Source organism: Streptomyces longispororuber (genome assembly GCF_024448165.1).
GTDB lineage: Bacteria > Actinomycetota > Actinomycetes > Streptomycetales > Streptomycetaceae > Streptomyces > Streptomyces longispororuber_A.
On sequence record NZ_JAMOLN010000260.1, the window covers coordinates 1 to 12,198 of the forward strand.

The following is a 12,198-nucleotide window of genomic DNA, read 5'->3' on the forward strand; positions in this document are numbered from 1 at the left end:
CTTGCTTTTCGCTTTCCGGCCTTTCGGCCTTCCTGCGGTGTTGACTCTATCAGATCCTTTCGGGCCTGATTCCCAGTCAACGGGGTTTGTCTTCGCGGCTGTTGAGCCGTTCCGACGTCCCAAACTTTAGCGGATCTGCTCGGCAGTTCCTAATCGGACCGATCAGGACAGCCGCAACCCAATTTCGAAATGAATTCGGACATGCCGAAATCAGTCCCGTTGGGAGATCGTGCTGGTGGTTTGAGTGCCGCTTCAGCGGCGGAGGGTGCTGTCGCAGAACCGTTACGGCTCTGTGGCAACCCGAAGAACCTTACGGACCAGGTGGGGCTGTGTCAACCCCCACCCTTGTGAACTTCAGTCGAGGTCGTTGAGACGCCCGCCGGCGTCCGGCTGGGCGTCCTCCACGCGGCGCAGGAGCCGGGTGAGGACCTCGCCGAGGACGCCGCGCTCGGTCGGGGTGAGGTCCTGGAGGAGGTCCTCCTCGAAGGCGGAGGCGAGGTGCATCGCCTCCAGCCACTTCTCCCGGCCCTCGTCCGTCAGCTCGACGATCACGCGCACCCGGTTGTTCTCGTCGCGGTCGCGGGTGACCAGACCCTCCTGGACCATCCGGTCGATGCGGTGGGTCATCGCGGCGGGGGTCAGACCGAGGCGCTTGGCCAGGTCGCCGGGGCCCATCCGGTACGGGGCGCCGGAGAGGACCAGCGCCTTGAGGACCTCCCAGTCGGCGTTGCTGATGCCGATCTCCGAGGTCTGGCGGCCGTACGCCACGTTCATCCGGCGATTGAGCCTGCCCAGCGCGGAGACGATCTGCTCGACCTGGGGGTCGAGGTCCCGGAACTCGCGCTGGTACGCCGCGATCTGCTCTTCGAGGGTCGGCTCGGCTGTCGGCCCGCCGGGGGTGTCCGCCATGCCGCGCAGTATGGCACGCAAGTGGTTGGCGTTGAAGTCCTTCTCTGTGTATTGTTTAGCTTCTAACTTTAGGTTCGAAGTCTTCAGACGTAACCTCTGACTGCGAAAGGGCAGGTGAAAGTGACCAGGGCGATGGGCGCGGCGATGCGCCGGATTCAGGTGGGCAGCGCGCTGAGCGCGTTCGGCATCGGCTTCACGGTTCCGTTCCTCTACGTGTACGTGGCGGAGGTCCGAGATCTTGGTGCCGGTGCGGCCGGCATCGTGCTGGCCGCCTTTGCCATGGCCGCCCTGGTCGTCCTGCCCTTCACCGGGCGCGCCATCGACCGGCGCGGACCGCTGCCGGTGCTGGTGGCGGCCTCCGTCGTGGCCTCGGTGGGTGCGGTCGGGCTGGGGCTCGCGAGCAGTGAGCCGACGGCGATAGCCGCCGCGGCGGTGCTGGGTGCGGGCACCGCGGTGCTGCAGCCCGCGCTCGCGACGATGATCGTGTGGTGCTCGACGCCCGAGACGCGGACGCGGTCCTTCGCCATGCAGTTCTTCCTGCAGAACCTGGGCCTCGGCATCGGTGGCCTCATCGGCGGCCAGATCGTCGACGAGAACAACGCGGGCAGCTTCCTGCGGCTGTTCGGCATCGAGGCCGTGATGTTCCTGGTGCTGGCCGCCATCGTGCTGACCGTGCGGATGCCGCACGCGCCGTCCCTCGGCGAGGGCGTGCCGAAGGGCGAGGCCAAGGGCGGGCTGCGGACGCTGATGGGGCACCGGGCGATGGTGCAGCTGTGCGTGCTCGGGTTCGTGCTGTTCTTCGCCTGCTACGGACAGTTCGAGTCGGGGCTGAGCGCGTACGGCGTCGAGGCCGCCGGGATCTCGCCGTCCACGCTGGGCATCGCGCTCGCCGCCAACACGGCGATGATCGTGGTCGCGCAGTTCGCCGTCCTGAAGTTCGTGGAGCGCCGGAAGCGGTCGCGCGTGATCGCCGCCGTCGGCATCATCTGGGCCGTCGCCTGGATCGCCGCGGGATACGCGGGGCTCGGGCACGGGAGCCAGGCCATGGCGACCGCCGCGTTCATCTCGACGTACGCGCTGTTCGGGCTCGGTGAGTCGATGCTGTCGCCGACCGTCGCCCCGCTGGTCGCCGATCTGGCGCCGGCCGGGATGGTGGGGACGTACAACTCCGCGTTCGCGCTGGTCAAGCAGCTCGCGCTGGCCGTCGGGCCGGCCGTGGGCGGGCCGATGGGTGCCGCGCTGCACGGGCCGTACATCGTGACCTTCCTGCTGTTCTCGCTGGGCATCACGTTCCTGGCGCTGCGGCTCGGCAAGCGGCTCACTCCGGTGCAGGACCAGCCGTCCCTGGCCGGCAGCCGTGTGGTGATGCAGAGCTCTCCGGAGCCCGCCACCGCGGAGGCGTGAGCGGAAGCGGTGACGCGGACGGGTGGCCGGTGCCTTCGGGTACCGGCCACCCGTGCGTTCAGCGGGTCGCCGTCACCAGCGTCGCCGTGAAGGGGAGCGTCACCGTGCCGTCGGGGGCGGTCCGGTGGGTGAAGCGGTCGGCGATGGCGCGGCCCGCCTCCGCCAGGGCCTCGGGTCCGTGTTCCTGGGCGATCCGGACTCCCCAGGGGATCGCCGAGAGGTGACCGGCGGCGTGCGTGGCGAGCGGGGGCAGGGTCACGTCGAGCGTGAGGGTGCGGGTCGTCGCGTCCTGGAAGCCCGCCTTGTGCAGGGCCTCGGTGAGGACGTCGCCGGTGCAGCGGAAGGCCTCGGTGTACGGAGCGGCGGCCTCCGCGCCCGCGTACCGGGTGATCACCTCGTGCTGCGCGAGGAAGTACGGGGAGGCGGACAGGTCCGTCCAGGTCGTCGCCGCGAACCGGCCGCCGGGGCGGGTGACCCGGGCGGCCTGGGTGAGGGCGGCGAGCAGGTCGGGGAAGAACTGCGCGCCCTGCTGGCACAGGACGGCGTCGAAGGACGCGTCGTCGTAGGGGAGCCGGTCGGCGGAGGCGGGGGTGAACTCGATGTCGGGGTACAGGTGCGGGCGGTGCGCCGTGGCGACCCCGAGCATGTCCGGGGACGCGTCCGCGCCGTGCACCCGGCCGGTGGGGCCGACGCGGGCCGCGGCGAGCCGGGCCACGAAGCCGGTGCCGCAGGCCAGGTCGAGGACGGTGTCGCCGGGGTTCAGCCCGACGCCGTCGACGAGGGCGGTGACGAACGGTGCCATGAGCGGGGCGACGTACTGCTCATAGCGCTCGGGGGCGCTGCCGGTGAGCCGGAAGCCGGGGGTGTCTGCTGCCGCGTCTGTCATACGACGCTGATAGCACCGCGGGACGCAAGTGCCCAGGGGTGCGGCACGGCCGGCTCAGGCCGTGCCGCTCGGCAGCACGAACTCGCACCACACGGCCTTGCCTCCACCCGGTGTGCGCCGCGACCCCCAGTTCGAGGCGATCGTGGCGACGATGGCGATGCCGCGGCCCGTCTCGTCGCCCGGGTCCGCGCGGCGCCTGCGGGGCAGGTGGTCGTCCCCGTCGGTCACCTCGACGATCAGCCGGCGGTCCGTGCGGCGCAGCCGCAACCGCATCGGCGGGGTGCCGTGCTGGAGCGAGTTGGCGACGAGTTCGCTGGCCGCCAGGACGCCCAGGTCGTGGAGCTCCGGCGTGAAGCGCCAGCTGGACAGGACGCCGGAGGCGAAGGCGCGGGCGCGCGGGGCGGCCTCGACGCCGCCGAGGAGTTCCAGCGCGGCGTTGCGGAACAGTTCGCCGTCGGAGCCCTTGCGCGCCGGGTGCTGGAGGACCAGGACCGCCACGTCGTCGTCGTGGTCGGCGGTGACGCCCGCCGCTCTGATCAGCCGGTCGCAGACGACCTGGGGCGTGCCGGTGGCGCCCGCGAGGGCGTGCTCGAGCGCGGCCACGCCCTCGTCGATGTCCTCGTCCCTGCGCTCGACCAGGCCGTCGGTGTACATGACCGCGGTGGAGCCGGGGCCGAGCGGGACGGCGCCCGAGGCGTGCAGCCAGCCGCCGGTGCCGAGCGGCGGGCCCGTCGGCTCGTCGCCGCGGTGGATCGTGCCGTTCTCGTCGCGTACGAGGATCGGGAGGTGGCCGGCGGACGCGTAGACGAGGCGGCCCTCGTTCGGGTCGTGGACGGCGTAGACGCAGGTGGCGATCTGGTGGGGGTCGATCTCCGTAGCCAGACCGTCCAGCAGTTGCAGGACCTCGTGCGGCGGGAGGTCCAGGCGGGCGTAGGCGCGGACCGCCGTGCGGAGCTGGCCCATGACCGCGGCCGCCCGGACCCCGCGGCCCATGACGTCGCCGATGACGAGGGCCGTGCGGCCGCCGCCGAGGGTGATCACGTCGTACCAGTCGCCGCCGACCGCGGCCTCGGTGCCGCCCGGCTGGTACGTGGCGGCGATCCGCAGGTCGTCGGGCTCCTCCAACTCCTGCGGCAGCAGGCTCCGTTGCAGGGTGACCGCCGTCTCGCGCTGTTCGCGCTCGCTGGTGCGCAGCCGCTCGGCGGCCTCCGCGTGGTCGGTGACGTCGGCCGCGAAGATCAGTACGCCGGGGCCGTCCGCGGTCTCCAGCGGGGTGCAGGTCACCGTGTACGAGCGGCCGCCGGACGTCTTGCGGGACTTGACCGTGCGGGGCTTCGCGCTGCGCAGCACCTGGTCGAGGAGCGGGAGGAGGCTCAGCTCGTCCAGCTCGGGCAGGGCGTCGCGCGCCGGTTCGCCGGCGGGGCGGTCGCCGAAGGCGGCGATGTACGCGTCGTTGACGTAGGCGATGCGGTGCTCGGGGCCGTGCACCAGCGCGACGAGGGCCGGGATGCGGTCGAGGACGGCGCGGACCGGCAGCTCGTCGACACCGCCCTCGGCGGTGGCGCCCTCCTGGGGCTCGTCGGGCAGGTGCTCGGCGCGGGCCGCCGGCACCGCGCCGTCGCCTCGCTGGGCCACACCGTGGTCGGCGCGCGCCGCCGCGCGGCGCTGCGTTCCGGGGAGCCGGGCGCTCCAGCGCGTGAAGTTCACTGTGGGACAAGCCTCGTGGGGTCGAGGGAGGGCGATGGGCCCGCCCATGGTCGTGGACCAGTCTGGCCGACCGTACTGACAAACGTCAGACGCCGGTCCGGCAAAGGGAGTTCCGTGCTCCGGTCAACCGTGCGTCGGCCGGGGCGCCCAGGGTGTCAGCAAGCCGGTCACGGCGACCCCTTCGGACGGCCGGGTGGTTCCGGTGACGGCCCCGCAGAAGGGTCCTCAGGAGGGACGGCACCGGCCGCGAGTTCGAACTCGGCGCGCGGCTGTTCCAGGGACCCGAGCGAGACGATCTCCCGCTTGAACAGGCCGGAGAGCGTCCATTCGGTCAGGACGCGGGCCTTCCGGTTCACGGTGGGCACCCTGCTGAGGTGGTAGACGCGATGCATGAACCACGCAGGGTAGCCCTTCAGCTTGCGGCCGTAGACGTGCGCGACGCCTTTGTGCAGGCCGAGCGAGGCCACGGATCCCACGTACGCGTGCTCGTAGTCGGTGAGGGGCCGGCCGCGCAGCGACGCCGCGATGTTCTCCGCGAGGGTCTTCGTCTGACGGACGGCGTGCTGGGCGTTGGGCGCGCACTCCGTACCGGGTTGCTCCGCCGTGATGTCGGGGACGGCCGCCGCGTCGCCCGCGCCCCACGCGTGCGGGGCGCCGTCGACGGAGAGCTGGGCGGTGCACTTGAGGCGGCCCCGCTCGTTCAGCGGCAGATCCGTGGCGGCGAGCAGCGGACTGGGTTTGACGCCGGCCGTCCACACGACGGTGCGGGTGGGGAAGCGGGAGCCGTCGCTGAGCACCGCGACCCGGTTCTCGCAGGATTCGAGGCGGGTCTCCAGGCGTACGTCGATGTTCCGGCCACGCAGTTCGCGGATCGTGTACTGGCCCATCTCCGGGCCCACTTCCGGCAGGATCCGGCCGGACGCCTCCACGAGGATCCACTTCAGGTCCTCTGCCTTGACGTTGTGGTAGTACTTCGCCGCGTACCGGGCCATGTCCTCCAGTTCGCCGAGCGCCTCGACGCCCGCGTACCCGCCGCCCACGAAGACGAAGGTCAGCGCCGCGTCGCGGATCGCAGGGTCGCGGGTGGACGAGGCGATGTCCAGCTGCTCGATGACGTGGTTGCGCAGGCCGATGGCCTCCTCGACCGTCTTGAAACCGATGCCGTGGTCGGCGAGGCCGGGGACGGGCAGCGTGCGCGAGATCGAGCCAGGTGCGAGGACGAGTTCGTCGTACGCGAGCGGAGCCGGGCCCGTGCCCTCTTCGTCGCTGGCCAGCGTCGTGTACATGGCCGTCCGCTTGGCGTGGTCGATCGAGACGACCTCGCCGACGATCACGTGGCAGTGCGGCAGGACGCGGCGCAGCGGGACGACGACGTGGCGCGGGGAGATGGAACCGGCCGCCGCCTCGGGCAGGAACGGCTGGTACGTCATGTACGGGTCGGGGGTGATCACGACGATCTCCACGGCACCGCTGCGCAGCTCCGGTTTCAGCTTCTTCTGGAGGCGCAGGGCCGTGTACATCCCGACGTAGCCGCCGCCGACAACGAGAATGCGCGCAGGTTCCCTCACCCTCCCATGACGCATCGGACCCTTGCGTTTGTCCACAGCCCCGGCAAATTGTGTGACCGGCCGGAAGGCCGCGCACCGGTGGGGCGGCCGACCGGCGCGAACGACAGGTGCGCAGGTCAGCAGGGAGGGGAGGGGTGGGAGGGAGGGGTGCAATCTTGGCGGAATCGCCGCGTACTCCGTTCGGGGGGCGCTCCGTGCGGAACCTGCCCCTTCTGAATTGACTCCGGCTCAACTATGTTCGTGTGCTGTCGGGGTGTCGGGGGATGCACTGACGGGACCGCAGGGACTGTCCCGGAAATCGCTGTCTGTTCCTCACGCTCCGGCTGACAATGACGGGGAGTGTCTCCGGGGGGAGACGTCATTACCGGGGGAACACATATGCACATTCAGGATTCTCATTGGACCTCAGCGTCGGCCGTGGCACCTACGGGCGGAGCGAACGGGCGCGGCGCGGGCGACAGTTCACGAGCCGCGCCGCTGCGCGTGGATGCCCAGCGCAATCTGGAGCACGTACTGCGCGCGGCCCGGGAGGTCTTCGGCGAGCTGGGGTACGGGGCGCCCATGGAGGACGTGGCGCGGCGCGCCCGCGTCGGTGTGGGCACGGTGTACCGGCGCTTCCCCAGCAAGGACGTACTGGTGCGACGGATAGCCGAGGAGGAGACCTCCCGGCTGACCGACCAGGCCCGCACGGCGCTCGGCCAGGAGGACGAGCCGTGGTCGGCGCTCTCCCGCTTCCTGCGGACCTCGGTGGCCTCCGGCGCCGGCCGGCTGCTGCCGCCGCAGGTGCTGCGGGTGGGCGTCGCCGACGAAGGGGCCGACGGCGGCCGGGACGAGACGCGGGTGCCCGAGCAGCGCAGCGGGGCGCCCGAGCTGCGGCTCGTGGAGCAGCGGACGGCGCCGGTGGACGAGGCCCTGCCCGCGGACGACGCCGGTGCCACGGCGCTGCTCGACGTCGTGGGGCGGCTCGTGGACCGGGCGCGCGAGGCCGGCGAGCTGCGGGCCGACGTGACGGTGTCGGACGTGCTGCTGGTCATCGCGACGGCGGCGCCCTCGCTGCCGGACGCCGCGCACCAGGCGGCGGCGTCGGCCCGGCTCCTCGACATCCTGCTCGAAGGGCTGCGGTCCCGGCCCGCGTGACGGCCCGGCAGGGGTGACGATGGTTGACCGCGCGTGACCGAACCGGTTGCGCGCGGTCAACTGTCCTTTACCACATGGCTGTTGGGCTTGCCCCGGACGAGTGAAAGGTAGCGCTCGGGTACGGGAAATCTCCACGGATGAGTGGTTGCTGTGCAGCGACCACCACGGTGGGGGCCCCGTGTGGCACTCTTTCCCGGTGGTCGGGTCAGAGTGTGCGGTCGGGGGCTTTCCGCGATGAGCGTTGACGGGCGGGACGAGCAGCAGTCCGACGGTGGAGGTGCGAGCAGCGACGGGCTCCCTCCGCAGCAGGTTCCGAATCAGGGCGGTCCCGGGCGTGCGTCCGGCGAGGCCGCGCCTGCGCCTGCGGACGTCGCGGACGTCTCCGTCCCCATGCAGCGGGAGGGCGCGGCGCAGCAGGCCGCGGCGGCCGAGCCCGGCGCGCCGCTGCCCTTGTCCGACGCCGATCTGATCGGCCGGATGCGCGCCGGTGACGACTCGGCGTACGAGGAGCTGTACCGCCGGCACGCCGCGGCCGTCCGCCGCTACGCGCGCACCTGCTGCCGGGACGGGCACACCGCCGACGACCTGACCGCAGAGGTCTTCGCCCGCATGCTGCAGGCCGTGCGCGGCGGCAGCGGGCCCGAGCACGCGGTGCGCGCCTATCTGCTGACCACCGTGCGCCGGGTCGCCGCGGGCTGGACGAAGTCGGCGAAGCGGGAGCACCTCGTCGACGACTTCGCGGTCTTCGCCCAGCAGGCCGCCCGCTCCAACGAGGTCTCCGACGACGACACCCTCGACCTGGGCGCCGACGTGCGCGCCATGCACGAGGCCGAGCAGTCGATGGCGATGCAGGCCTTCCGCTCGCTGCCCGAGCGCTGGCAGGCCGTGCTGTGGCACACCGAGGTCGAGGACGAGTCGCCCAGCGACGTCGCCACGCTCTTCGGGCTCGACGCCAACGGCACGCGGGTGCTCGCCAAGCGCGCCCGCGAAGGCCTCAAGGAGGCGTACCTCCAGGCGCACGTCTCGGCCACGCTCACCGAGTCCGAGGAGTGCGCCCGCTACGCGGACCGGCTCGGCGCCTACGCGCGCGGCAGCCTCCGCACCCGGGCCGAGCGGGGCCTGCGCAAGCACCTGGAGGAGTGCGCCAAGTGCCGCCTCGCGGCCGGCCAGATCAAGGAAGTCGCCAGCGGGATCCCCGGTGTCGTGCCGATCGCCGTCATCGGCTGGTTCGGCGCCGCCGGGTACGCGAAGGTGGCCGCGCTCATCGGTGGTGGCGCCGCGGGTGCGGCGGGCGCCGGGGCCGGTGCGGCCGCGGCCGCGAGCGGCGGTTCGTCGGGCGGTGGCGCGGCCGGCGGAGCGGCGGCCGAAGGGCTCGGGGCGCCGGCCAAGGCCGGTATCGCGGCGGGTGTGGTGGCGGCCGCGACGGCCGCGGCCCTGGCGATCGCACTGACCGGCGGCAACCCGAAGAAGCCCGAGCCGGAGGCGCGGCAGGAGAAGCCGCCGGTCTCGCAGCCGATCGAGCCCGAGCCGACGCCCACGCCGACCCCGACGCCCACGCCGGAGCCGCCCGCGCCGAAGCCGACGCCCACGCCGACTCCGACCCCCACGCCGACCCCGAAGCCGAAGCCCACGCCCAAGCCGACCCCGCCTCCGAAGCCGACGCCCAAGCCGACGCCGCCCAAGCCCACGCCGACCCCGAAGCCGACTCCCCCGCCGGCCCCGGCGGTCTACCAGTGGAACCAGCTGGCGTACGGCGCCGTCGGCGACGGCAGCGAGCCCGAGATGCGGCTCGGCGAGAGCAGCTGGGTGTGGCAGCGCTACGGCCTGTCGATCGCCGACAAGACCTATGCGAACGGGGTCTCGGTGCACGCCCAGTCCTCCGTCACCATCGACCTGAACCGCAGCTGCACGGCGTACGACGCGTTCGCCGGAGTCGACGACATGACCCTGGGTCTCGGCGCCGTCCGCTTCTCCGTCTACGTCGACGGGGTGCGGGCCTGGCGCTCCCAGGTCGTCCACGGCAACGATCCGGCGGTACCGGTGCACGTCGGCCTCGCCGGGGCCAGGACGATCCGGCTGGTGGTCGAACCGCACACCCCGTTCGGCGCGGTGGCGCTGGCCGACTGGGCCGACTCCCGGTTCACCTGCAGCTGATCAGCCGCCGTCCGGGCCGGGCGCCAGCTCGTCCAGGATCCGCTCGCGGCCGAGCCCTGCGCCCGCCGCCCGCTCCGCCTCGTACCGGACGTCGCCGAGTTCGTCGCGCGCGCGGGTCTCCACCGCTCCGTACTCGGCCCGCTCCGGCATCGGCCGGGGCCGGTCGCCGCGCAGCCGGTCCGCCGCGGCGAACAGCCGGACCGCCCTCTCCACGTCGCCGGCCCTGGCGTGGAGTTCGGCGCCGACGTCGACCAGACCCGCGATGACCGACTCGGCGCAGTGCTCCATCACCTCGCCGCGCAGCACTCCGACGAGGATCGCGAGACCCTCCGCGGGACCCGACTCGGCGGCCGTGATGCGGGCGTCCGCCATGCCGAGGGCCGCGGCGAACTGCGGCGGCGGGGTGCCGCCCGCGGCCACCGCCGCCGACTCGTCGCAGAGCTCGCGGGCGCGCGCCACGTCGCCGTCGGCCAGCGCGAGATGGGACCGCAGCAGCCGGATGAACGCCGTCGAGTCGACGGACCCGCTGCGGTCCGCCTCGTCGCTCGCCACGTCCAGCGCCTTCCGGGCGGTCTCGTGGTCGCCCTTGCGGTAGGCGATCTCGGCGAGCCGGGCCATCAGGAACGGCGTCTCGGCGTACGCCCCCACTTCATAGGCGAGCCGCAGCGCCTCCTCGTACTCGCTCTTGGCCTCCTCGAAGCGGCCGCGCGCCATGGCGGCCTCGCCCGCCGCGCTGCACACCTGGGCGCGCATCCAGCGGTCGCCCACCCGGGCGCTGATCTCCCGCAGCTCGGCGAGGTCGTCGTCCACGCCCCGCATGTGGCCCGGCATGTCGACGGCCATGTGGGTACGGAACATCAGCATGACGCCGATCTCCCAGTCGCCCCCGAACCGGCGGCAGTTGCGCACCGCGGCGTCCAGCGCCGGGCGGACGTCCCGCACCTCGTCCAGGAGGAACAGCGAGAACGGCCAGATGATGCCGGGGAACCGGGCGCCCTGCGGGCTCGGTGCCTCGAAGGCGGCCTGGATCCGGGCGATGTACTTCCGGTCGGCGTCGTCGCTGACGGCCTCCCGGGGGTAGGCGTCGGCGACCATGAAGAGGTCGAACAGCCGCAGGTTCATCCGCTGCCAGTACAGCGGGTGCTCCGGGTCCTCCGGGACCGCGCGGTCCGGCAGCATGTCCATCACCGCGCGCACCCAGGCGGTCGCCTCCGGCCGGTAGTTGCGCAGCCACCAGAACCAGCTCATGTGCAGGACCAGGGCGATCGCCGTCTCCTCGTCCGTCAGCTCGGGCGAGGAGGTGGCGCGCGCCAGGGCCGCCCTGATGTTGTCGAGGTCGGTCTCCAGGCGCTGGATCCACGGCAGCTGCTCGCCGGTGCGCAGCTTCGGGTCGGCCTCCGCGACCAGCGCGCGCACGTACGCGAGGTGGCGGCGCTCGGCGGCCAGGCGCAGCCCGGGGTCGGCCGCGGCGCGCTCCGTCGCGTACTCGTGGATGGTCTCCAGCATCCGGTACCGCATGCCGGGCACGCCGTCCCCGCTCGGGGCGGCGATGAGCAGCGACTTGTCCACGAGGGAGCCGATGGTGTCGGCGACCTCCTCCGGGGAGCAGACCGCCTCCGCCGCCTCCAGGTGCCAGCCGCCGGCGAAGACCGAGAGCTCGCGCAGGACGGTGCGCTCCCGCTCGTCGAGCAGGTCCCAGGACCAGTCGACGACGGCGCGCAGCGTCTGCTGGCGGGGCAGCACCGTGCGGCTGCCGGCGGTCAGCAGCCGGAAGCGGTCGTCGAGGCGGTCCGCGATCTGGCGGGGCGTGAGCAGCCTGAGGCGGGCCGCCGCGAGCTCGATGGCGAGCGGCAGCCCGTCGAGACGGCGGCAGATCTCGGCGATGGCCTGGGGATCCTGGGCGGGGTCGAAACCGGGGCGGACCGCGGCGGCCCGCTCGGTGAACAGGCGGTGGGCGGGGTCCGGGGGCAGCGGCTCGACGGGGCGGACGGACTCCCCCGGGACTCCGAGGGGTTCGCGGCTGGTGGCGAGGATCGTCAGGCGCGGGCAGTGCGTGAGCAGGGTCTCGGCCAGCTCGGCCGCCGCGTCGATGACGTGTTCGCAGTTGTCAAGGATCAGGAGCAGGCTGCGCTGGGCGCAGTGCTCTATGAGGAGTCTGGTCGGGTCGTCCTGCGGGCCCGACAACTCGCTCGTCTTCAGGACCGTCTCGCGCAGGTCCAGTGCGCTGACGACCGCGCCGGGGACCGCTCGCGGGTCGTCCAGCGGCGCCAGCTCGACCAGCCAGGCCTGGGGGGCCGGGACGGCGGCCTCCTCGGCCAGGCGGGTCTTGCCGGAGCCGCCCGGGCCCGTGAGCGTGACCAGGCGTGCTCCCTGCAAGTCTGAACGGATGGCCGCGAGTTCGGGTTCCCGGCCGACGAAGGAATTCAGCCGGGC

8 protein-coding genes are annotated in these 12,198 nt (G+C 72.8%); 3 read left to right on the top strand and 5 right to left on the bottom strand.

Annotated elements, in window-relative coordinates:
• Positions 1-354 precede the first annotated feature (354 nt).
• Positions 355-909: a MarR family winged helix-turn-helix transcriptional regulator gene (locus M4J07_RS42360; protein ID WP_255981575.1), complete on the bottom strand. Its 555-nt coding sequence runs from the start codon at positions 907-909 to the stop codon at positions 355-357.
• 120 nt (positions 910-1,029) lie between these two features.
• On the opposite strand from M4J07_RS42360, the gene M4J07_RS42365 reads away from it, so the two are divergent.
• Complete coding sequence (locus M4J07_RS42365; RefSeq protein WP_374215186.1) at positions 1,030-2,313, top strand: MFS transporter; 1,284 nt, start codon at positions 1,030-1,032, stop codon at positions 2,311-2,313.
• A 58-nt stretch (positions 2,314-2,371) separates the two neighbouring features.
• On the opposite strand, the gene M4J07_RS42370 is transcribed toward M4J07_RS42365, so the two are convergent.
• The 3 genes from M4J07_RS42370 to M4J07_RS42380 form a co-directional block, all read right to left on the bottom strand.
• Positions 2,372-3,199 (bottom strand): class I SAM-dependent methyltransferase, encoded by an 828-nt coding sequence (locus M4J07_RS42370; protein WP_255981577.1) that lies wholly within the window; start codon positions 3,197-3,199, stop codon positions 2,372-2,374.
• Positions 3,200-3,253: 54 nt separating this feature from the next.
• Positions 3,254-4,906 (bottom strand): ATP-binding SpoIIE family protein phosphatase, encoded by a 1,653-nt coding sequence (locus tag M4J07_RS42375; RefSeq protein WP_255981579.1) that lies wholly within the window; start codon positions 4,904-4,906, stop codon positions 3,254-3,256.
• 167 nt (positions 4,907-5,073) lie between these two features.
• Complete coding sequence (locus tag M4J07_RS42380; protein ID WP_255981581.1) at positions 5,074-6,489, bottom strand: NAD(P)/FAD-dependent oxidoreductase; 1,416 nt, start codon at positions 6,487-6,489, stop codon at positions 5,074-5,076.
• Between the two features lie 363 nt (positions 6,490-6,852).
• Between M4J07_RS42380 and M4J07_RS42385 the strand changes: the two genes are divergently transcribed.
• Together M4J07_RS42385 and M4J07_RS42390 are read left to right on the top strand one after the other, a co-directional pair.
• Entirely contained in the window at positions 6,853-7,611 is a 759-nt protein-coding gene (locus M4J07_RS42385) for a TetR/AcrR family transcriptional regulator (protein WP_255981583.1), read from the top strand.
• A 234-nt stretch (positions 7,612-7,845) separates the two neighbouring features.
• Positions 7,846-9,765 carry a sigma-70 family RNA polymerase sigma factor gene (locus M4J07_RS42390; RefSeq protein WP_255981585.1) on the top strand — a complete coding sequence of 640 codons (1,920 nt, stop codon included), beginning with the start codon at positions 7,846-7,848 and terminating at the stop codon, positions 9,763-9,765.
• Here M4J07_RS42390 and M4J07_RS42395 read toward each other — a convergent pair.
• On the bottom strand, positions 9,766-12,198 hold a 2,433-nt coding region (locus M4J07_RS42395; RefSeq protein WP_255981587.1), incomplete at its 5' end, for an ATP-binding protein.